This is a genomic window from Mycetohabitans sp. B2 (assembly GCF_021733735.1).
GTDB lineage: Bacteria > Pseudomonadota > Gammaproteobacteria > Burkholderiales > Burkholderiaceae > Mycetohabitans > Mycetohabitans rhizoxinica.
Map to the genome: position 1 here is coordinate 1 of NZ_JAHKSP010000016.1, position 21,929 is coordinate 21,929.

Here is a 21,929-nt window from a genome sequence, read left to right on the forward strand (position 1 = left end):
CACCAAGATGTATCGCATCTTCAGGCAAAACGAGTGACCCATATTTGTGGGTAAACCTCAGGGCTGCGGGGGGGAGCGCGGGTTATGCCGGCGCGGCGGCCGGCATTAACCTGTCACGATAGCGAACAAGGGCCTCGCGCGCGATCGGCATCAACTCGTCCAACGCCGGATCCATGCCGCGATCGAGCGCGTCGAGCAGTGTGCGCCGCATGCGCGGCTCCCAAAAGCGCTTTAGATGATCGGCGATACCTTCGAGCGCGGCGTGCCGATCGGGCATCGATTCGAAGAACTCTCCAATGCGGTTGGCCATGTCGACCAGGGTGTGCAGCGGCATTGCCATTGTCGACTCCTCCTATTGGGCCGTCGCGACGCCCGATGCGTCCAGTAGGGTACGTTCTTTCAGCAGCGCCAGTTGCTGGTCGCTGAAGCGGGCATAGCGCTGCTGCCAGTCCGATAACTGACCGACAACCGGCGTGACCTGCACCGCGGTCACTTTGTACTCTGGGCAATTGGTCGCCCAGTCGGACGAGTCGGTGGTTACCACGTTGGCGCCGGATTCCGGAAAGTGGAACGTCGTGTAGACGACGCCGGGCTGCATCCGCGTGGTCACCAGCGCGCGCAGGACCGTGTGTCCCGCGCGCGACGCGACGCCGACCCAGTCGCCGCTCTTGATTCCCCGGTCCTCTGCGTCCACCGGATGGATCTCCAGCCGGTCCTCTTCATGCCAGCGCGAATTGTCCGTGCGGCGGGTCTGCGCGCCGACATTGTACTGCGACAGGATTCGGCCCGTGGTCAGCAATAGCGGGAACCGGCGGGTGACCTTCTCGCGCGTCGGGATGAACTGCGTGATCACGAAGCGTCCCTTGCCGCGCACGAAGGTGTCCACGTGCATGGTCGGGGTGCCGTGTGGCGCCGCTTCATTGCATGGCCACTGGATGCTGCCCAATTCGTCCAGCCGCGCGTACGATACGCCATGGAAGGTGGGCGTGAGCCGTGCGATTTCGTCCATGATTTGGCTCGGATGGGAATAATCCATCGCGTAGCCCAGCTTGGCGGCCAGCTTGATCGTCACTTGCCAGTCGGCCATGCCGGGTAGCGGGGGCATCACCTGTCGCACGCGGGAAATCCGGCGCTCCGCATTCGTGAACGTGCCATCCTTTTCCAAAAATGACGTGCCCGGCAGGAAAACGTGCGCGTACTTGGCCGTCTCGTTCAGGAAAATATCCTGCACGACGATGCACTCCATCGACGACAGCGCCGCGGCGACATGCTGCGTGTTCGGGTCCGATTGCGCGATGTCCTCGCCCTGGCAATACAGGCCCTTGAACGTGCCGCTCAGCGCGGCATCGAACATGTTCGGAATGCGCAGACCCGGCTCGGGTTGTAGCGTGACGTTCCAAGCGGCCTCGAACAGGCTGCGCGTGGCGGCGTCACCGATATGCCGGTAGCCCGGCAACTCATGCGGGAACGATCCCATGTCGCAGGAGCCCTGCACGTTGTTTTGCCCGCGCAGTGGGTTGACACCGACGCCTTCACGGCCGAGGTTGCCAGTGGCCATCGCCAGATTCGCAATGCCCATCACCATCGTGGAGCCCTGCGAATGTTCGGTGACGCCTAACCCGTAATAAATCGCCGCATTGCCGCCGGTGGCATACAGACGAGCGGCTTCGCGCACCTGCGCCGCCGGCACGCCGGTGATCGACTCGGTGGCTTCCGGCGCGTTCTGTGGCTGGGCCGCGAAATCCCGCCATTGCTCGAATGCGAGCGGCTCGCACCGCTGGGCGATGAAAGCCGTGTCGAGCAGGCCCTCGGTGACAATCACATGCGCGAACGCATTGATGATCGCGACATTCGTGCCCGGGCGCACGGGTAGGTGATACTGCGCGTTGACGTGAGGTCCCTGGACCAGATCGATGCGGCGCGGGTCGATCACGATCAGCTTCGCGCCTTCGCGCAGACGCCGCTTAAGCCGTGAGCCGAATACCGGATGGCCATCAGTCGGGTTGGCGCCGATTACCATGATCACGTCGCTATGCGCGACCGATGCGAAAGTCTGCGTGCCGGCCGATTCGCCAAGCGTGGTCTTCAAGCCGTAGCCGGTCGGCGAGTGACACACGCGGGCGCAGGTGTCGACGTTGTTGTTGCCAAATGCCGCCCGCACGAGTTTTTGCACTAGGTACGTCTCTTCGTTCGTGCATCGTGACGATGTGATGCCGCCGATCGACTCGCGTCCGTACTTGTCCTGGATGCGCCGGAACGCGCTGGCCGCGTAGTCCAGCGCCTCGTCCCAGCTGACTTCGCGCCACGGCGCGTCGATCGACGCGCGGATCATCGGGCGCGTGATGCGGTCGCGGTGCGTCGCATAGCCCCATGCAAAGCGCCCCTTCACGCAAGCATGGCCCTCGTTGGCGCGGCCGTCCTTGTGCGGCACCATCCGTACCACCTGATTGCCCTTCATCTCGGCCTTTAGCGAACAGCCGACACCGCAATAGGCACAGGTCGTGACGACGGCGTGCTCCGGTTGGCCCAGTTCGGCAATCGACTTTTCGTGCAACGTCGCGGTCGGGCAAGCGGCCACGCACGCTCCACACGAGACACACTCCGATGCCATGAACGAGACGCCTTCGCTTGCCGCAACGCGCGACTCGAAGCCGCGTCCCGCGATGGTCAGCGCAAAGGTGCCTTGTGTTTGCTCGCACGCGCGCACGCATCGGTTGCACACGATGCACTTGCTGGCGTCATAGGTGAAGTACGGGTTCGATTCGTCCTTCGCGTCGCGCAGATGATTGGCGCCATCGTAGCCGTAGCGGACCTCGCGCAGCCCCACGACGCCCGCCATGTCCTGCAACTCGCAACGCCCGTTGGACGGGCACGTCAGACAGTCTAACGGGTGATCGGAAATGTACAACTCCATCACGTTGCGACGCAGCGCCTGCAGCTTGTCGCTTTGCGTGCGCACCTTCATGCCCGGCTCGACCGGCGTCGTGCAGGAGGCCGGATAACCCCGGCGGCCTTCGATCTCGACCAGGCACAGCCGGCACGAGCCGAACGCCTCTAGAGAATCGGTTGCGCATAGTTTCGGCACGCGAACGCCGGCGTGGATCGCCGCGCGCATGACCGATGTGCCTGCCGGCACATCCACCTGCACGCCGTCGATCTGCAGCGACACGCTTGGGCCGTGGCGGGCCGGCGTACCGAAATCGACGTCGTCCAGCGGTACATTGTTCTCGCGGCAAGCGCACGATCCGGACCCGCACCCACCACGAAGGCCATCCTGGCTCATGTCATTCATTGTCTGCTCCTGCGCGTCGCGTGAAGCGGCGCGCGTCTGTCATCATGCCGCGGCGCTGCGTTCAGGCTCGCACGGCGCGTCGCCTTCGGCGCTCGCAAGGCCGAAGTCTTCAGGGAAATGGTCCAGCGCGGACAGCACCGGGTAGGGGGTCATCCCGCCCATCGCGCACAGCGAGCCGTGCAGCATCGTGTCGCATAGCTCGCGCAGCAACGTCACGTGGTGCGTGCGCGCGCGCGCGTCCTGCTCCGGGGCACGGAGCTTGTCGATGACCTCCGCGCCGCGCGTGGAGCCGATCCGGCACGGCGTGCACTTGCCGCACGATTCAAGCGCACAGAAGTGCATCGCATAACGCGCCAGCTCGGCCAGGTTGGCGGTGTCATCGTGGACCACGATGCCGCCGTGGCCCACGACGGCGCCGATCGCCGTATAGGCTTCGTAATCCAGCGGCACGTCCCACTGGCTCGGCGGCAGATAGGTGCCGAGCGGGCCGCCGACCTGGATCGCGCGTGCGGGGCGTCCACTCGCCGTGCCGCCTCCGAATTCGAACACCAGTTCGCGCAGCGTGACGCCGAACGCAACTTCGACCAGCCCGCCGCGCTGTACATTGCCGGCGAGTTGGAACGGTAGCGTGCCACGCGAGCGCCCCATGCCGAAGTCTCGGTAGAACGCATCGCCGCGCGCGAAAATGATCGGCACGGACGCCAGCGTGATCACGTTGTTGATCACCGTCGGCTTGCCTCGGTAGCCGGCCAACGCGGGCAGCGGTGGCTTGGCGCGCACGATGCCTCGCTTGCCTTCGAGCGATTCGAGTAGCGCCGTCTCCTCGCCGCAGACATACGCGCCGGCGCCTTTCGCGACGAACAGATCGAAAGCCCGACCGGAGCCCAGCACATCTGGGCCGAGCCAGCCGGCGGCGCGCGCACGGGCGATCGCCGCGTTCAATCGCGCGATCGCCAACGGGTATTCGCTGCGCACGTAGAGGTAGCCTTGCGTCGCACCGGTCGACACGCCGGCGATGATCATGCCTTCGATCAGACCAAATGGGTCACATTCCATCGACAAGCGGTCCGAGAACGTGCCGCTGTCACCTTCGTCCGCGTTGCAGACTACGTATTTTTGGTCTGCCTGGGCTTGCAGTACCGTGCGCCACTTAATACCTGCCGGAAACGCGGCGCCGCCGCGTCCGCGCAGTCCAGCGTCAATCAGTAACTGGCAGGCGGCGGCTGGCGCCATCTGCAACGCGCGGTGCAGGCCTTGCAGGCCACCGTGCGCAACATAGTCGTCGATCGATAGCGGATCGATGAGGCCGATCCGGGAAAAGGTCAAACGCTGTTGCTTGCTTAGGTAGGGGAGGGCTTCGACGAGGCCGACGCATTTCGGATGGGCCGCTGCCCGTGCTTGCGCAGCGTCGTCGGTGTGGAAACCCGAGTCGAACAACGCGTCGATGTCCTGCAACGCAACGTTAGCGTAGCCGATGCGGCCGGCGGCCGTGCCGACCTCCACGAGTGGCTCCAACCAGGACAATCCTCGCGAGCCGTTGCGTACCAGCTCGATGTCGAGCGCGCGTCGCGCGGCTTGTCCCGCGATGGCCTGCGCGATCTCGTCTGCTCCGAGCGCGATCGCTGTCGTATCGGACGGCACGTAAATGCGAATCGCCATTAGCACGCTCCCCGTTGCGCGTCGCCGATCGCCGCGGCGAGCACTGTATCGAGCTTCTCCGGCGTGACGCGGGCGTAGGGCTTGCCATTGACCATCATCGCCGGGGACGTGCTGCACAAGCCCAGGCAGTACGCGGATTGCAACTCAACTGCCGGGTGGCCGGCGAGCGGTGCGGCCGGTGGCGCCGCGCGATGGTCGTCGCCGTGGCGACACGCATCGAAGCGGTGACCCGTGCGGGTCTCGGCATGCCGCGCCAGCGCTTCGCTGCCCATCGCGCGACAGGATTCGGCGCGGCACAGCTGGACTGTCACGGCGGCCGGTGGCGATGTGCGAAAGTGATGGTAATACGTGATCACGCCATGGACTTCGGCGCGCGACAAGTTCATTGCCTGGGCAAGCGGGGCGATGACACTGTCGGGGATGTAACCAGCATCGTCCTGGATTGCGTGCAAAACGCTTAATAGCGAATGTCCCGGTACGGCGCGCGCTGCCGCACTCGTGTGGTGCGCGACAAGCCGAGCTGCCGCGTCCGGCGCCAATGCGGCGCCCGTTGCACGGCCGGTAGAGGGTTCTGCCAAGGGGCCTCCGGTGGGGGAGTAGTATATGATTTATCCGTTCATATACCGTTCGTTGGATTGATGTCTTTTTCGAACGTTAGTCGTTGCCGGTGTCGATTTCAATAGGAAAATAAATTGCATATGAGTATGCCCAGGATCGAAGCGGTGTCCGAATGGCGGATCGCGGGTACGGATCACGCGGGCGGGTGCTTGTCGGACGTGATCCTGCTGCTGACGCGACTGGTCGAGCTGGGCAGCATTGCGAGCGCGGCGCAAGCGCTCGGTCTGTCGTACCGGCACGCATGGGGCGTGCTGCGTGCGGCCGAACAGCGCCTTGGCGGCCCATTGCTGATCAAGGTTCGAGGCCAAGGTTCGCTGCTGTCCCCGCTCGGCGAAAAACTGCTGTGGGCCGAGCGCGTGCGTATCGAACGGCTGGAGCCGCTCACGCAGTCGCTCGGCGTCGAAGTCACCGAGGAAATCCGGCGATTGCTGGCCCCAGAGCGGCGTGACGTGCGGATTCACGCGTCACATGGATATGCCGTCGCGGCGCTGGTACAAGCGCTCGCCGAAGACGGCACCCCGGTGGAGATCCGGTATCGGGACAGTGCGGACGCCGTCGCGTCGTTGTCGCGCGGCGAATGCGACCTGGCCGGTTTCCACTTGCCGATTGGACCATTCCGCGCAGTATGCGCGGCCGTCTACCGGCCATGGCTGGACGACAGGCGACACGTGCTGATTCACCTGGCGCGCCGCAAGCAGGGGTTGTTCGTGCCGAAGGGCAATCCGCAGCACATCGGCGGCCTTGCCGACCTGTCCCGCGAAGGCTTGCGCTTTGTCAATCGTCAGCCAGGCTCCGGCACGCGCATGCTGCTCGACCTGATGCTGCGCGATATCGGTATCGATCCGACGCGCATCAACGGCTACGCGTCAACCGAACTGACGCATTCGGCGATCGCGGCGTTCGTGGCGAGCGGTAAGGCCGATGTCGGGTTCGGCGTTCAGCCGGCGGCTGCGTATTTCGGACTGGACTTCATTCCGATAGTCGATGAGGATTATTACTTCGCGTGCGAGCAAGCCGCGCTTGATATGGCACCGTTATCGACGATTGTCGATGAGTTGCGCGGCGACGCGTTCAAAGGCGCGGTCGCGCAACTGCACGGGTACGATGCCGCGCGCTGCGGCGACTGCGTTCCGCTTCAGGAGGGCGTGGGGCCGCGGAATTGATCCGGATATCTTATTATTTAAAGGGCGTCAGGACGGTGGGGAGCGAGGCCTTCGCGCACGGCAATATGTGATCGCGTACCTGAATAGCCTGAGTTGTGCATTGGTGTAGTGTGCGGTTTCAGCATGATAGAAGGATGTCAAGCGCTATGATCAAGGTGCACTCACTGCAGCAGCTTTCCCTGACCGACTTGCCGACGGACAGCGGCTTGGATCGTTTTATTAAAGATATAGATTCGCTCACACCGAAGAGTCGGGGCGGGGCGTCAAGTACCGGGCGGCCGGGTGAGCTGGCAGGCCTGCGTTCCCGGCATCGCGCAAGCGAAGAGTCAAGCAAGGTGACGCACTCGCCTGCTGAATCGAGCAAGAAATCCTTCGACAGTACGAGTTCATCGAAGTCGGGGAGCCGGTTCACTGAACTACTAGAAGAGAATTGGCCTCAAAAAGCTGAGAATTTGAAGCAAAAAACGGCTGTGGAGCCGTTTGTTAATCATCTGGACGTTGGGCAGACAAAGTCAAAGACGGCTACGGCACGGTTTGCCGATGATCATCTCGCAGGAGAGGAGGCGAAGCTAAAGACGGATGCCGAACGATTCATCGGTCACCTCGTCAAGGGAATCGATGCACAATACGATGCGCTTACCAAGTTTTTCGATGAGACCTATAGTGACTGGAAAAAGAACTTTGTAAAACATGACGTCCAACCCGAGGAGCCCAAGCAGCGGGGTAGGCGCCGTGAAGGTACCTTCAGTCGCTTGACCGACTCGCTGAAAAATATAGGGCGACGACGCTCTAACTCGACTCAATCGATGGGAGTAAACAACCCAGCCGGGCCAGGTGTTGCTGCCTCGGCTGCGGATGCAACGCCTGTTTCGTCAGCGAAACGGGCGCCCAAGCTTCGTGCGCGCAGCGCGTCGGCGGAAAATATCCGCAACGGTTTTTCGACGTTGACGAGAAAACTTAGTGTGAAGCGCCGTAAGTCGATGTCGGATACCGCCGCCACCTCGGGAGCCGCCGATGGGTCGTCTGTTCCGCCGGTCCCCCCGCTGCCGGACCGCGTCAAGGTCCGCAAGCCGAAGCGCTGATTCAGCGGTTACTGACCCCGGCTTAAAACGGCTACGCGCTCGCGGACTCGAGCTGTGTGGCAATACGTCGATGCGTCGGCTGGCTTACGCTCGGCGTCACCGCCCGACGAATGACACGCGACCCGGCACGCCGCCGTGGCGCTGCGCGATCGCCGCTGCACCGGTGATGTTTTGCTTAAGAAAGTTGGGTGGCGGGACACTCGCCCACCACTAACAGTTGCATGAACGTACGCATGCCAGACCATGCCAGTCGGAGCGGGCGTTCGCGCCCCATCTACAACGAGCGCTTGGCGGAAGCACATAAAAAAACCAACCGAGCGTGGTTGGGGCTTGAATAGTGGTGGAGCCGGCGGGAATCGAACCCGCGTCCGTAAGCACTCTACAACCAGTTCTACATACTTAGTCCAGTCTTTTGCTTTAACCGCACCGACGCGGACGAACACGCTTCGCTACGGCGAGTCACTGAGTTTTCGGCCCCGGCGCCGTGACCTCACCGGGGATTAGCTGACGTAAATGACCTCGCGCGGTCTTGCGACCCTAGCCCGTCAGCGAGCTAGTGCGAGGCAGGCCGGTGTTAAGCGGCCAGTGCGTACGTTTCGTCGTTCGCAGTTACTTAAGTCCCATTGATTTACGAGGTGACGGGTCCTCGGTATGCCCTGTATTGCTTCGCTACCCACGTCGAAACCAGGTCGGCCCCGAAAAGTAGGTGACCATTATCTCACAGACCATAAGATGTGGTCGATGGGGCGGCTTCAAGTAACGGGCACGTCCAGCACAAGTAACGGGCGCGCCCAGTACACCGCGTTCGTGTTACTGCGACAAGACCCCGAACAGGCGCTGCAGTTCCGTTGTTGTTTCGACCACGCGATCAGCCCCCCAATTGGACAGGGCCACGTCGCTGCCGCAATAGCCATAGGCCGCCACGACGGCCAGCATGCCGGCCGCCTTGCCGGCCTCGATATCGCGCAGGTCGTCGCCGATGTAGACCGCGCTGGTCGGCACGATGCCGAGTCGCTGTGCAGCCAGCAACAGCGGCTTGGTGGCCCATTGCTGGTCAAGGTCCATGGTCAAAGTTTAGTGCTGCCGCCACTAGGTGAAAAGCTGCTTTGGGCCGAGCGTATGCGGGTGGAGCGGCTCAGTCCACAGTTGCTGAGCATCGAAGGAGCGGACGAGATTGGGCGGCTTATTACGCCGGCGCGACGCAGTATGCAGATCCATGCATCACATGGGCATGCGATTGCGGCATTCGTTGCAAGTGGCAACGTCGATGTCGGATTCGGCGTGCAGTCGGCAGCTGCCTAATTTGGCTTAGAGTTCATACCAATAATTGATAAGGGATACTACTTTATTTGTCACGGGGATACAACTTATACGTCACCCTTGGCGATGATCGGCGACGAGTTACGCAGTGGTGACTTTCGACACATGGTTGCCCAACTGGACGGATAGGAGGCTTACTGCCGCGGCAATTGCGTGGTGGTTCATCCAGTATTGGGAATTCAATATTAATTAGGGATGTTGCAGGTCATTGAAGAAACGCAGGATGTTCGCTTGTTTCGCCAATGCTAATGTGTGATCGTGTATGCGCCTCGATTGTCTGCGATCTGGGGTAGTGTGAGTTTTCGCTAAGAGATAAGGTCTAAACGCAATATGACGATTCAGTCGGATCCACGGAGCCTATATTCCACCGGGAATCTCAAGTACCACCAACAATCGAGCAGTGTCAGCGACTCGTCGACATCGGAAGCAGACGATACTGTGCCGTTAGCAAGCCTGTATCGCCACCGGCTTATCGCTCCCAGCACGCGGCCCGGGACAGGATTACTCGCGCAGCTTAGGGCGGATCAATGTCCTGTTAAACCTAGGCAGTCACCGACGCAATTTATAGAAGAGCAATTTTACAATGGAAACATACGTACTTCTAATTTAATTAAGGACATTAGGGATACGTGTGCCCAATGGAATACGCAGTATGTGAACGCAGGATCTCACAAGACTGCAAAGGAGTCGATCCCGCCAACAGTCAGTACTCGATCTTCGGATGGAAGTTATACAAAAGAGCCGCAGTCTGCAGAAGAGGCAGCGGATCGGTACTTGCATCGAGTCGAACCGCTTGGTGTTAGCCGGGAGGCCGTGCTTGAGTATTTCTGTGCCACGTATCCTAATCGCGCCAATCGGACGACGAAACCCATGCAAAGCTCGCCTCAGAACGTACCGGTGAGCGGCAATACGACACCGGTCATGCGCCATCGCGCTATCGGGCGCAGTCAATCGATGTCAAACGCCCCGGAACGCCCCCCTGTTTTGCTTGAGGCAACCCCAGTGCCGCCGTTGCCCGAACGCCAGCGTCCGTCTGTGCTGAAGCGCTGGATTTCCAGCGTCTCGCTAGGCAAGCGTCATCGACGGCATAACAATGTGTCGGCGTCCTGAAATATCGTTCGTGCGGTGATTCTACTGCCGATGTGCTACTCCAGCAGGCACTGCTGGAGCGCGCGCGTATTGGTGGAGCCGGCGGGAATCGAACCCGCGTCCGTAAGCACTCTACAACCAGTTCTACATACTTAGTCCAGTCTTTTGCTTTAACCGCACCGACGCGGACGAACACGCTTCGTTACGGCGAGTCACTGAATTTTCGGCCCCGGCGTCGTGACCTCACCGGGGATTAGCTGACGTGAATGACCTCGCGCGGTCTTGCGACCCTAGCCCGTCAGCGAGCTAGTGCGAGGCAGGCCGGTGTTAAGCGGCCAGTGCGTACGTTTCGTCGTTCGCAGTTACTTAAGTCCCATTGATTTACGAGGTGACGGGTCCTCGGTATGCCCTGTATTGCTTCGCTACCCACGTCGAAACCAGGTCGGCCCCGAAAAGTAGAGGTTTATTATCTCACAGACCATAAGATGGGGTCGATGGGTCGGCTTCAAGTAACAGGCGCGCCCAGTACACCGCGTTCGTGTTACTGCGACATGATCCCGAACAGGCGCTGCAGTTCCGTTGTTGTTTCGACCACGTGATCGGCCCCCCAATTGGACGGGGCCACGTCGCTGCCGCAATAGCCATAGGCCGCCGCAACGGTCAGCATGCCGGCCGCCTTGCCGGCCTCGATATCGCGCAGGTCGTCGCCGATGTAGACCGCGCTGGTCGGCGCAATGCCGAGCTGCTGTGCGGCCAGCAATAGCGGCGCAGGGTGGGGTTTCGGGTACGGTGTGGTATCGCCGCCGATGACGCACCCGGCGCTGGCGCCCAGGCCCAGCCGGGCGACCAGCGGCAATGCCAGCCGTTCGACCTTATTCGTGACAATGCCCCACTGAATGCCGCGCGCGGACAGTGCGTCAAGCAATGGACGAATGCCGTCGAACAGCGTCGTGTCGATGCAAAGATCGGCCTCGTAATGGGCGAGGAACTCTTCCCGCATTGCGCTGAAATCGGGGTCGTGTGGCCCAATGCCGAATGCACCGCCGAGCAGCCCGCGTGCACCGGCCGAGGCCAACGGACGCAGCCTCTGCAGCGGCACCGCCGGTAAGCCGCGCCCGCGGCGCATCTTGTTGACCGCCGCCACCAGATCCGGTGCGGTATCGGCGATCGTACCGTCCAAGTCGAACAAGACCGCACGGCAAGTCGCGAACACGGCGGCGGGTATTGGGCCGGTTGGCGAGACAGTGTCTGTCATGTCGTTGCGATTCACGTGGCGCGTTGGCACGCAAGCATGTAATTGACGCGGGTATCGTCGGTCATCGCGAAGCGCTGGCCGATCGGGTGATAGGCTACCCCTTTGAATTCGTGCGCGAGCAATCCGGCGTCACGAACGAACTTGGCAAGCTCCGATGGCTTGATGAAGCGCGTATAGTCGTGCGTGCCCCGCGGCAGCATCTGCATCACGTATTCGGCGCCGATTACCGCGAACAAATAGGCCTTCAGATTTCGGTTCAGCGTCGAGAAGAACACCCAGCCACCCGGCTTCACCAACTGCGCGCAGGCGCGCACGATGCTCACCGGTTGCGGGACGTGCTCCAGCATCTCCATGCAGGTGACCACGTCGTATGTCGCCGGCTCGCGATCGGCGAGTGCCTCCGCGGAGATTGCTTCATACTCGACGTTTGTCACGCCGCTCTCCAGGCTGTGCAGGTCGGCGACGCCGAGTGCGTTCTCGGACAAATCGATTCCCTTGACCGACGCGGCGCCCAGTTGCGCAATCGACTCCGACAAGATGCCGCCGCCGCAGCCGACATCGAGCACCCGTTTGTCGAGCAAATGGGCGTGCGAGTCGATCCACGCCAGTCGCAGCGGGTTCATGTCGTGAAGCGGCTTGAATTCGGCTTTGGGATCCCACCAGCGATGAGCGAGATCGCTGAATTTTTGCAGTTCGTGTGGATCGGCGTTGGTCATGTCGGGCAAGGCAGGGGCGGCAGCAAGGCGGCGCGGCGCGCCGCCGCGAACTGCTCACGCGGCTAATAGTTACCAGTATATCGGGCCGTTGACGTGCCGGCAAAGCGGTGCTTGCGCGATTATTGTCGCGACTGGCATCGAGCGGAATGTGCGGCGCCGTGGGTAATGCTCGGATGAGGGCGAAAAAAAGCCCTGCCGATGCAGGGCTAGGTACCTCGGTTGCAAGCGCGCCGACTTATTGCTGCGGCTGGCTCGACGTACCGACGACAGGCTGGTTCGACGTATCGATGGGTTGGCTCGACGTATCGACGGGCAGGCTCTTCGTACCGACGACTTCCACTTCCACGCGGCGGTTCGGTGCCAGGCATGCGATCAGCGCCTTGCGGTTCTTCTGGTTGCAGTCCGTCACGACCGGATTACGCTTGCCCTTGCCTTCCGTGTAGATGCGGTTGGCTGGGATGTCCTTGCTGACCAGATACGCCTTCACCGCTTGCGCACGGCGCAGCGACAGATGGTCGTTGTACTTGTCCGAGCCGATCTTGTCGGTATAGCCCGTGGCGACGACCACTTCGAGGTTCAAGTCTTGGATCTTCGATGCCAGATCATCGAGCTTTTCCTTGCCAGCCGGCTTCAGCACCGCCTTGTCGAAGTCGAACAGCGTGTCCGCCTGATAAGTGACTTTCTGGCTCGTGATGACCGGTGCCGGTACGACCGGCGGGGGGGGCGCCGGCGGCGTCGGAGCCTGAGCCACCAGCGCGCCGTCGCATTTCGCGTTCGCCGTGGCCGGGGTCCAGAACGCATCGCGCCAGCAAAGCTCGCTCGTGCCGTTCATCCACACGTATTCGCCGGTGCCATTTGCCCAGTTGTCGTTGGCGGCTTGTCGCGAAGCCGGCACCGACTGTGCCGATGCGGATGCAGCCATGACCGCGGTAGCTGCAATGAACGCGAGCTTTGAAAGTTTATTCATATTTCTCCTCTCGAAATTGAGATTACCGCAGCTTTACTGCGAGCCTGTTGACGAAGACAAGTCAGACATTGCGCGAAGTATAACATTATGGCAATGCGGAAAACCGATGTATACACTTCGAACAGGGTCTGGCTTCTGCGCCACATTTTGCCATATTGGTACTATCCAACGATAAATTTCTCCTCCTCGCTAGGCCCTAATCCGGCAATTGTGGTTTGCTCGCAACAGTCGCCGAAGAACACTGTCCAGCTTGGCTGTGCGGCATTGTCGACAGGATTTCGTGACGCCGTCGAGAAAGGGGGGATGAATCGGCCGGCGAGAATCGGCATTCACGCGCGAGCCGTCGCGGCCGGTGGCTCCCTAGCGCGGCACGCCGCTTTAAGTTCGGGACTCACGCGCCGGCCGCGCTGTGTGCCCGCTTACGCGCGGCGCTGCGCGCCGGGGCCGCCGGGCTCACATGCTAGAATCGCGTGATACGCGTTGTCCTCCACCGCCACATCGGCACATGCGCCCACGCCACGCCCGTGGCCTGGGGCAGGCACCGCCAGAGTTCGTCACAGACACCAATAAATGGATCAATTCGCCAAAGAGACCCTGCCCATTTCTCTCGAAGAGGAAATGCGCCGCTCCTACCTCGACTACGCGATGAGCGTGATCGTGGGCCGCGCGCTGCCCGATGCGCGCGATGGGCTCAAGCCGGTGCATCGGCGCGTGCTCTATGCGATGCATGAGCTGAACAACGACTGGAATCGTGCGTACAAGAAGTCCGCGCGGATCGTCGGGGACGTGATCGGTAAATATCACCCGCATGGCGACAGCGCGGTCTACGAGACGATCGTGCGCATGGCGCAGGATTTCTCGTTGCGCTACATGCTGGTGGACGGGCAGGGCAACTTCGGCTCGGTCGACGGCGACAACGCCGCGGCGATGCGCTACACCGAGATCCGGCTTGCGAAGATTGGCCATGAGCTGCTGGCTGATATCGACAAGGAGACCGTCGACTTTGAGCCGAACTACGACGGTAGCGAGACCCAGCCGCAGGTGCTGCCGGCGCGGATCCCGAACCTGTTGATCAACGGCTCGTCCGGTATCGCGGTCGGCATGGCGACGAACATCCCGCCGCATAACTTGAACGAAGTCGTCGACGCGTGCCAGCATCTGCTAAACCATCCGCAAGCGTCGATCGACGAGTTGATCGAGATCGTCCCGGCGCCCGACTTCCCGACGGCGGGGATCGTCTACGGCGTGCAAGGCGTGCGCGACGGCTATCGTACCGGCCGCGGCCGCGTCGTGATGCGCGCCAAGACCCACTTCGAGGAGATCGACCGCGGCCAGCGCATGGCGATCATCGTCGACGAGTTGCCGTACCAGGTGAACAAGCGCTCGCTGCTCGAGCGCATCGCCGAGCTGGTCAACGAGAAGAAAATAGAGGGCATCTCCGATATCCGTGACGAGTCCGACAAGAGCGGCATGCGCGTGGTGATCGAGCTTAAGCGCGGCGAGGTGCCGGAGGTCGTGCTCAACAATCTGTACAAGAACACGCAACTGCAGGATACGTTCGGCATGAACATGGTCGCGCTGATCGACGGTCAGCCGAAGCTGCTGAACCTGCGCGAGTTGCTCGAGTGCTTCCTGTCGCACCGGCGCGAAGTCGTCACGCGCCGCACCCTCTATGAGTTACGCCGCGCGCGCGAGCGTGGCCACGTGCTCGAAGGCTTGGCGGTGGCGCTGGCGAACATCGACGAGTTCATTGCGATCATCAAAGCGGCACCGACGCCGCCGATCGCGAAGCAGGCGTTGATGACGCGCGCATGGGACTCGGCGCTAGTGCGCGATATGTTGTCACGCGCGCAAGGCGAAACCCCGGGCGGGCGCGATGCGTTCCGCCCCGATGGGCTGGCGCCCATCTTCGGCATGCAATCCGATGGGCTGTACAAGCTGTCGGACACGCAGGCGCAGGAAATCCTGCAGATGCGCCTGCAGCGCTTGACCGGCCTGGAGCAAGACAAAATCACCGCCGAGTATCGCGAGGTGATGGCGCAGATCGCCGATCTGCTAGATATCCTGGCCAAGCCGGAGCGGATCCGTACGATCATCGCCGACGAGCTGGTCGCGATCAAGGCGGAATTCGGCGACCCGAGGCGCTCGCAGATCGAATTGAACGCCACCGAGCTTGGCACCGAAGATCTAATCACGCCGCAGGACATGGTCGTCACGATGTCGCACGCCGGCTACATCAAGTCGCAGCCGCTGTCCGAGTATCGTGCGCAAAAGCGCGGTGGCCGCGGCAAGCAGGCGATCGTGATGAAGGACGACGATTGGATCGAGACGTTGTTCATCGCGAATACGCATGATTATATTCTGTGTTTCTCGAACCGCGGGCGCGTGTACTGGCTCAAGGTCTACGAGGTGCCGCAGGGCTCGCGCAACTCGCGCGGCCGGCCGATCGTGAACATGTTCCCGCTGCAAGAAGGCGAGAAAATCAACGTGGTGCTACCGGTCAAGGAATTTTCGGCCGACAAATTCGTATTCCTCGCCACGTCGCTTGGCACCGTGAAGAAGACGCCGCTGGAGGCGTTCTCGCGGCCGCTGAGAAAGGGCATTATCGCGGTGGGGCTCGATGATGGCGATTTCCTGATCGGCGCGCAGATCACCGACGGGCAGCATGACGTGATGCTGTTCTCCGACGCCGGCAAGGCGGTGCGCTTCGACGAGAACGACGTGCGGCCGATGGGGCGGGAGGCACGCGGCGTGCGCGGCATGCAGCTCGAGGAAGGCCAGCAGGTGATCGCGTTGCTAGTGGCCGGCGGCGAGTCGCAATCGGTACTGACCGCAACCGAGAACGGCTACGGCAAGCGCACGCCGATTGCCGAATACACGCGGCATGGGCGTGGCACGAAGGGTATGATCGCGATCCAGACCTCGGAGCGCAATGGCCGGGTAGTCGCCGCGACGCTGGTCGAACCGGATAGCGAGATTATGCTGATCACGACCGCTGGTGTGCTGATCCGTACACGCGTTTCTGAAATCCGCGAGATGGGCCGTGCAACGCAAGGTGTTACACTAATCAGCCTTGACGAGGGCACCAAGCTGTCGGGCTTGCAGCAGATCGCTGAGACCGACGCGGAAGCCGACGCCGAGTCCGACGCGGATACCGGTGGCGCCGACGAATGACGGCTGGCTGCATGTATGTCGGCCGGGTGTGGCTGCTGAGCGAGCGCCGGGTCGACAGAACAACTTTTTCATGGGAGTCGTGATGCAAAAACAATTCAAGCAGTGGATGTTGCTAGCCCTTTTCGTGCCGACGTTGGCGATGGCACAGGCGCTGCCTGCCCAGGGCAGCGCGGCTTCGACCTCCAGTGCAGCGCCGATCGATCCGGCCAAGCAGGCCGCCATCAAGGATCTGCTCGATGCGATCGACGCGCCGAAGCTGGTCGGTGCCATTGCCAACAGCGCACAAATGCAAGCCAAGCAACTGGTGCCGGCGATCCTATCCGACGCGCTGACCGAGAACAAGGCGCTCAACGACAAGCAGAAGCAGGCTGCCGTGCCGGCGCTGCAAAAGAATGCCGTGCCCAAGCTCGTGGAATCCGCCGGCACGGTATTCAACAGCGAGCCATTCCGCCAGGATGCGATGCAGGCGCAGTATGACGCGTATGCGAAGTACTATTCGGCATCGGAAATCAAAGATCTGACGGCGTTCTATAAGAGCCCGACCGGCCGCAAGTTCATCGAGGTGCAAGATCAGGTGGGCCGCGACGTGGTCAGCGGCTTGATGCAGAAGTACATGCCGGCATCGATCAAGGCGACGCGCGACCAGGCCGACAAGGAAGTGGCTGCGGTCAAGACGAAGTAACGTCGGCCGCGGATACGCGCTGCTACGCGGGTGACGCGTCGGCGCGTGAGCGGCGGGCTGGGCGCCGCCAGTTGCTTGGCGGTGCCGTGATGGCGATGCCATAATGGCCGTTTGCGATGCTGCAAGCGGCCATTGCTTTTTTTTCGACGCAGACGCGTTGTTTGCGTCCGTTTCAGCCAGAGTCCCAGATGCGAGCGTTCAATTTTTCGGCGGGCCCCGCGGCACTGCCTGAAGAGGTATTGCAACAGGCTGCCGACGAGATGCTCGATTGGCACGGCTGCGGCATGGGCGTGATGGAAATGAGCCACCGCGGCCGTGAGTTCTCGTCGATCCACGAGCGGGCATTGCTCGACCTGCGGGAACTGCTGGCGGTGCCGGCCAGCCACCAGATCCTGTTCCTGCAAGGCGGCGGGCTCGGCGCAAACGCGATTGTGCCGATGAACCTGCTCGGCTCGCGCTCGAGCGCGGATTTCGTGTTGACTGGCGCTTGGACGCAGAAGTCCTATCACGAGGCAAAGAAGTATTGCAGTGCGCATATTGCCGCATCGGGCAAGACCGAGGCGGGCTTCACGCGGATGCCGGCCGTGTCGGAATGGCAGCTTAGCGATGATCCCGCGTACGTGCATGTGTGCTCGAACGAAACGATTGACGGCGTCGAAATGTTCGAGTTTCCCGACCTGGGCAATGTGCCGCTGGTGGTCGATGCGTCGTCGCACATTCTGTCGCGTCCGATGGATGTGACCAAGTGCGGCGCGTTGTTTGCCGGCGCGCAGAAGAACATTGGCATTGCCGGCTTGACGATCGTGATCGTGCGCGAGGATCTGCTGGATCGCTCGCTCGCGATTTGCCCGTCGGCGTTTGAGTGGAAGACGGTTGCCGCAAACAACTCGATGTACAACACGCCTCCCACGTATGCGATCTATGTCGCCGGGCTGGTGTTCCAATGGCTGAAGCGCCAGGGCGGGCTTGCCGCGATTGAGGCGCGCAATATCGAGAAGGCCACACTGCTGTATGACTTCATCGACAGCAGCGATTTTTACTCGAACAAGGTCGAGCGCGGGTCGCGCTCGAGAATGAACGTGCCGTTCTTTCTTGCTGACGAATCGCGCAACGACGATTTCCTGGCCGGTGCGAACGCGCGGGGGCTATTGCAACTGAAGGGCCACAGGTCCGTTGGCGGCATGAGGGCATCGATCTACAACGCGGTGCCGTTGGGCGGTGTAAAGGCGCTTGTCGAATACATGAAGGAATTCGAGCAACGCCGCGCCTGAGGTCGCGTGGACCCAAGACTGGTTTTTTCACGAGCCGATGTTGCGATGGACGAAGAACTGAATTTGAAGCTCAAGCCATTGCGCGAGCGCATCGACGAGATCGACCGGCAATTGATCACGCTGCTGAACCAGCGCGCGCAGGTTGCTCTCGAGGTCGGCGAGGTCAAGAAGGCGTATAACGCGCCAGTGTTTTGGCCGGAGCGCGAGCAGCAGGTGATCTCGCGTCTGCAGGCGTTATCCACTGGGCCGCTGGGCGGCGAGCATATCGCGTTGATCTGGCGCGAGATCATGGCGGCGAGCCGCCAACTCGAGAAAGCGCAGCGGGTGGCGTATCTGAGCCCGCAGGGCACCTATAGCGAGCAGGCGATGCTCGGCTATTTCGGCCAGTCGATGACCGGCCTGCCGTGCGTGTCGATCGACGAGGTGTTCCGCTCGGTCGAGGCGGGCGCAGCCGATTTTGGCGTCGTGCCCGTCGAGAATTCGACCGAAGGTGCAGTGTCGCGCACGCTGGACCTGTTGCTGGAGACGTCGCTGCAGATCAGCGGTGAGCTATCGCTGCCGATCCAGCATCATCTGCTCACGCAAAGCGGCACGTTGCAACGGGTCACGCGGGTGTGCGCGCACGCGCAAGCGCTCGCGCAGTGCCAGAACTGGCTCTTTGCCAACGCGCCGCTGCTCGAGCGTCAGGCAGTGTCAAGCAATGCCGAGGCTGCCCGGGTGGCGGCGGCGGATCCCACCGTCGCGGCGATTGCCAGCGAACGCGCCGGGACGCAGTATGGCTTGCAAACCGCGTTCGCGTTGATTCAGGACGATCCGCGCAATCGCACGCGTTTCCTGATCATCGGCGGCGATTCGCCGGGTGCAACGGGTTGTGACAAGACATCGGTGATTTTCTCGGTGAAGAACGAACCGGGTGCCGTATTCCGGATGCTCGAGCCGCTGGCACGGCATGGTGTATCGATGAGCCGTTTCGAGTCGCGCCCGGCGCGCAGCAGTGCGTGGGAGTATTTTTTCTATATTGATCTTGAAGGCCATCGGCAAGACGCGGCGGTCGCGGCCGCGCTCGCGGAGCTGGAGCATACCGCAGCCTATGTGAAGATACTCGGCTCCTATCCGCGGGCCCGGTAGGGGCCGCGCCGGCGGGCCATCCGGTGGCGGCTGACGTGTGAACGTCATCGCCTGCCACGGCCGTTGGCCAACCTCGTCGTCATTTGTCTGGAGCTTGAACATCATGTCAGCCATGCAATACGGTCCGCCCCACGTGCGTGCGCTTGCCCCCAAACGAAGTGTTCCTGGCCGCGCTGCAAAAGGCGCTGGCACCGTCCTGATCCCGCAGGCGCATATCGTGCACCTCATTACGCTATCGTATCGTGGCCGCGTTCTCGTTTAATAAACTCGTTGTCGTCGGCGTCGGGCTGATCGGCGGCTCATTGGCGTTGGCGTTGCGCGAGCGTCACGGCGGCACCGGCACGATCGTCGGTGTCGGCCGCGGCGCTGGCTCGCTGCGCATGGCGCTCGAGCGGCGCGTCATTGATGAGGCGATCGTGGTCGACGATGACGCCGCGCTGGCCGGCGCGTTGCGCGGCGCGGATTGGGTCGTGCTGGCGGCGCCCGTCGCGCAGACCCGTGCGCTGCTTGGTGCCATCGCGCCGCACTTGGAGCGATCCACGATCGTCACCGACGCGGGCAGCACGAAGCAAGACGTTATTGCCGCTGCCCGCGCCGCGCTAGGCACGCGGCTCGCGCAGTTCGTGCCTGGGCATCCGATCGCTGGACGCGAATCCAGCGGGGTCGAGGCGGCGCTTGCCGACCTGTATGTGGGGCGCAAGGTGGTGTTGTGCCCGCTCGCGGAGAACCCACGCGCGTTGGTGGACCGGGTAGCCGCCATGTGGGAGGCGAGCGGCGCCTCGCTGCATGAGATGACTGCGCAGCAGCATGATGCGGTTTTCGCCGCCGTTAGCCACTTGCCGCATGTGCTGTCGTTCACGCTCGTCGAGACGATCCTGCGCGCGCCGGATGCGGCGTTGAAGCTCTCGTTCGCCGGCGGGGGCTTTCGCGACTTCACGCGGATCGCGGCGTCAAGTCCGGAAATGTGGCGCGACATCTGCGTGGCCAACCGTGATGCGCTACTAGACGGGATCGACGCTTACTCGGCCGTACTTGCGACAGTGCGTGCGGCGATCGCTGCGGGCGATGGTGCGACGCTCGAAGCGCTGTTCGCGCGTTCGCGCAGCGCGCGGGCGCAATGGGGCCACGAGCGTGATGCGGCGTCCAAGCTCAAGCAGTGCTAAAAGGAGCTTCTATTATGGAATACCTCGACCTCGGACCCTACACGCGCGCGACCGGCACGGTGCGCCTGCCTGGCTCCAAGAGTATTTCGAACCGCGTACTGCTGCTGGCGGCATTGGCTGAGGGCGTCACGACGATCGACAACCTGCTCGATTCGGATGACACCCGCGTCATGCTGGCCGCGCTCGAACAACTGGGCGTCACGCTGCAGCATGACGCCGCGCAGTGGCGTTGCACCGTGACAGGCGCTGGGAGCGTGTTTCCGGTCAAGCGGGCGGCGTTGTTTCTCGGCAACGCGGGAACCGCTGTGCGGCCGCTAACAGCGGCGTTGGCGGTCATGGGCGGCGAGTATCGACTGCATGGCGTACCGAGGATGCACGAGCGCCCGATCGGTGACCTGGTCGATGGCCTGCGGCAGCTCGGGGCGCGAATCGACTATGAAGGCAATCCGGGTTATCCGCCGTTGCTCGTGCATCCGGCGTCGCTTCGCGCGAATGCGCCGATTCGCGTGCGCGGTGACGTATCGAGCCAGTTTCTGACTGCGCTGCTGATCACGCTGCCGCTGGTGGAGACGGCTGGCGGCGAGGCGGTGGTCGAAGTCGAGGGCGAGCTCATCTCCAAGCCGTATGTTGAGATCACGATCCGCTTGATGGAGCGCTTCGGCGTGCACGTGCAGCGCGACGGTTGGCGGCGCTTCATCGTGCCGGCCGCCGGCTGCGCGCGTTACCGCTCGCCGGGCCGGATCGTCGTCGAAGGCGACGCATCGTCGGCGTCCTATTTCCTCGCGGCCGGCGCGCTCGCCCATGGGCCGGTGCGTGTCGAAGGAGTCGGGCGGGCCAGCATCCAAGGCGACGTGCAGTTTGCCGACGCGTTGGTCCGCATGGGGGCGAATGTGATGATCGGCGACGATTGGATCGAAGTGCGCGGGGTCGAATCAGATGATGGCAGGCTGCAGCCGTTGGACATGGATTGCAATCTGATTCCGGATGCCGCGATGACGATTGCAGTCGCCGCGTTGTTTGCCAGCGGCATGACCACGCTGCGCAACATCGGCAGCTGGCGGGTTAAGGAAACGGACCGGATCGCCGCCATGGCCACCGAGCTGCGCAAACTGGGGGCGCACGTCGAGGAAGGCGCGGACTACTTGCGTGTGGCGCCGCCTGCCGCGCTGACGCCTAATGCCGCAATCGACACGTATGATGACCATCGGATGGCAATGTGTTTCTCACTGGTCAGTCTGGGCCATGTTCCGGTGAGGATTCACGATCCCAGTTGCGTCGGCAAGACGTTTCCCGATTATTTCGACAGATTTGCCGCGATTACCCGCGCTTGATCCAGTGCCGGCGGCCGGC

General features: G+C 62.3%; 16 protein-coding genes, 2 other RNA genes and 1 pseudogene. 9 read left to right on the forward strand and 10 right to left on the reverse strand.

Features of this window, described 5'->3' with window-relative positions; genetic code table 11:
- Nucleotides 1-82 precede the first annotated feature (82 nt).
- Genes KPG66_RS02790 through KPG66_RS02805 form a run of 4 tightly spaced genes read right to left on the reverse strand, consistent with a single transcriptional unit; the run spans nucleotide 83 to nucleotide 5,529 of the window.
- A complete protein-coding gene (locus tag KPG66_RS02790) occupies nucleotides 83-340 on the reverse strand; it encodes a formate dehydrogenase subunit delta (RefSeq protein WP_013434443.1) in 258 nt (85 codons plus the stop codon).
- Between the two features lie 12 nt (nucleotides 341-352).
- Nucleotides 353-3,292 carry a formate dehydrogenase subunit alpha gene (fdhF, locus tag KPG66_RS02795; protein WP_237069952.1) on the reverse strand — a complete coding sequence of 980 codons (2,940 nt, stop codon included), beginning with the start codon at nucleotides 3,290-3,292 and terminating at the stop codon, nucleotides 353-355.
- 42 nt (nucleotides 3,293-3,334) lie between these two features.
- Nucleotides 3,335-4,951 carry a formate dehydrogenase beta subunit gene (locus KPG66_RS02800; protein WP_041753121.1) on the reverse strand — a complete coding sequence of 539 codons (1,617 nt, stop codon included), beginning with the start codon at nucleotides 4,949-4,951 and terminating at the stop codon, nucleotides 3,335-3,337.
- Nucleotides 4,951-5,529 carry an NAD(P)H-dependent oxidoreductase subunit E gene (locus tag KPG66_RS02805; protein ID WP_013434446.1) on the reverse strand — a complete coding sequence of 193 codons (579 nt, stop codon included), beginning with the start codon at nucleotides 5,527-5,529 and terminating at the stop codon, nucleotides 4,951-4,953. The genes KPG66_RS02800 and KPG66_RS02805 overlap by 1 nt, the downstream gene beginning before the upstream one ends.
- A 126-nt stretch (nucleotides 5,530-5,655) precedes the next feature.
- Here KPG66_RS02805 and KPG66_RS02810 point away from each other — a divergent pair, with 126 nt between their 5' ends.
- Together KPG66_RS02810 and KPG66_RS02815 are read left to right on the forward strand one after the other, a co-directional pair.
- Nucleotides 5,656-6,732 carry a substrate-binding domain-containing protein gene (locus KPG66_RS02810; protein WP_237069953.1) on the forward strand — a complete coding sequence of 359 codons (1,077 nt, stop codon included), beginning with the start codon at nucleotides 5,656-5,658 and terminating at the stop codon, nucleotides 6,730-6,732.
- Between the two features lie 146 nt (nucleotides 6,733-6,878).
- Nucleotides 6,879-7,814 carry a hypothetical protein gene (locus tag KPG66_RS02815; protein ID WP_237069954.1) on the forward strand — a complete coding sequence of 312 codons (936 nt, stop codon included), beginning with the start codon at nucleotides 6,879-6,881 and terminating at the stop codon, nucleotides 7,812-7,814.
- 338 nt (nucleotides 7,815-8,152) lie between these two features.
- Here KPG66_RS02815 and ssrA (KPG66_RS02820) read toward each other — a convergent pair.
- Together ssrA (KPG66_RS02820) and KPG66_RS02825 are read right to left on the reverse strand one after the other, a co-directional pair.
- Nucleotides 8,153-8,511: a transfer-messenger RNA gene (gene ssrA / locus KPG66_RS02820) on the reverse strand.
- 113 nt (nucleotides 8,512-8,624) lie between these two features.
- Nucleotides 8,625-8,849 (reverse strand): annotated as a pseudogene (locus tag KPG66_RS02825) (HAD family hydrolase); the annotation flags it as partial.
- A 12-nt stretch (nucleotides 8,850-8,861) separates the two neighbouring features.
- On the opposite strand from KPG66_RS02825, the gene KPG66_RS02830 reads away from it, so the two are divergent.
- Nucleotides 8,862-9,116, forward strand: coding sequence for a transcriptional regulator fdsR (locus KPG66_RS02830; protein WP_013434452.1), 255 nt, complete (start codon nucleotides 8,862-8,864; stop codon nucleotides 9,114-9,116).
- A 1,198-nt stretch (nucleotides 9,117-10,314) separates the two neighbouring features.
- On the opposite strand, the gene ssrA (KPG66_RS02835) is transcribed toward KPG66_RS02830, so the two are convergent.
- The 4 genes from ssrA (KPG66_RS02835) to ompA form a co-directional block, all read right to left on the reverse strand.
- Nucleotides 10,315-10,673: a transfer-messenger RNA gene (gene ssrA / locus KPG66_RS02835) on the reverse strand.
- Nucleotides 10,674-10,764: 91 nt separating this feature from the next.
- The gene (locus tag KPG66_RS02840; RefSeq protein ID WP_237069956.1) at nucleotides 10,765-11,478 is read right to left on the reverse strand and encodes an HAD family hydrolase; all 714 of its coding nucleotides are present in this window, start codon (nucleotides 11,476-11,478) and stop codon (nucleotides 10,765-10,767) included.
- A gap of 11 nt (nucleotides 11,479-11,489) precedes the next feature.
- The gene (gene ubiG, locus KPG66_RS02845; RefSeq protein ID WP_237070067.1) at nucleotides 11,490-12,194 is read right to left on the reverse strand and encodes a bifunctional 2-polyprenyl-6-hydroxyphenol methylase/3-demethylubiquinol 3-O-methyltransferase UbiG; all 705 of its coding nucleotides are present in this window, start codon (nucleotides 12,192-12,194) and stop codon (nucleotides 11,490-11,492) included.
- A gap of 235 nt (nucleotides 12,195-12,429) precedes the next feature.
- Nucleotides 12,430-13,161 (reverse strand): outer membrane protein OmpA, encoded by a 732-nt coding sequence (gene ompA / locus KPG66_RS02850; protein ID WP_013434457.1) that lies wholly within the window; start codon nucleotides 13,159-13,161, stop codon nucleotides 12,430-12,432.
- Between the two features lie 570 nt (nucleotides 13,162-13,731).
- Here ompA and gyrA point away from each other — a divergent pair.
- From gyrA to aroA, 6 genes are all read left to right on the forward strand, one after another.
- The gene (gene gyrA, locus KPG66_RS02855; protein WP_013434460.1) at nucleotides 13,732-16,335 is read left to right on the forward strand and encodes a DNA gyrase subunit A; all 2,604 of its coding nucleotides are present in this window, start codon (nucleotides 13,732-13,734) and stop codon (nucleotides 16,333-16,335) included.
- Nucleotides 16,336-16,417: 82 nt separating this feature from the next.
- The gene (locus tag KPG66_RS02860) at nucleotides 16,418-17,017 is read left to right on the forward strand and encodes a DUF2059 domain-containing protein (RefSeq protein WP_237069957.1); all 600 of its coding nucleotides are present in this window, start codon (nucleotides 16,418-16,420) and stop codon (nucleotides 17,015-17,017) included.
- A 188-nt stretch (nucleotides 17,018-17,205) separates the two neighbouring features.
- Nucleotides 17,206-18,288, forward strand: coding sequence for a 3-phosphoserine/phosphohydroxythreonine transaminase (gene serC / locus KPG66_RS02865; protein WP_237069958.1), 1,083 nt, complete (start codon nucleotides 17,206-17,208; stop codon nucleotides 18,286-18,288).
- Nucleotides 18,289-18,333: 45 nt separating this feature from the next.
- Nucleotides 18,334-19,416: a prephenate dehydratase gene (gene pheA / locus KPG66_RS02870; protein WP_237069959.1), complete on the forward strand. Its 1,083-nt coding sequence runs from the start codon at nucleotides 18,334-18,336 to the stop codon at nucleotides 19,414-19,416.
- 242 nt (nucleotides 19,417-19,658) lie between these two features.
- A complete protein-coding gene (locus KPG66_RS02875) occupies nucleotides 19,659-20,579 on the forward strand; it encodes a prephenate dehydrogenase (protein ID WP_237069960.1) in 921 nt (306 codons plus the stop codon).
- A 14-nt stretch (nucleotides 20,580-20,593) separates the two neighbouring features.
- On the forward strand, nucleotides 20,594-21,910 hold the full coding sequence (aroA, locus tag KPG66_RS02880) for a 3-phosphoshikimate 1-carboxyvinyltransferase (RefSeq protein WP_041753131.1): 1,317 nt from the start codon (nucleotides 20,594-20,596) through the stop codon (nucleotides 21,908-21,910).
- The last annotated feature ends 19 nt before the right edge of the window (nucleotides 21,911-21,929 follow it).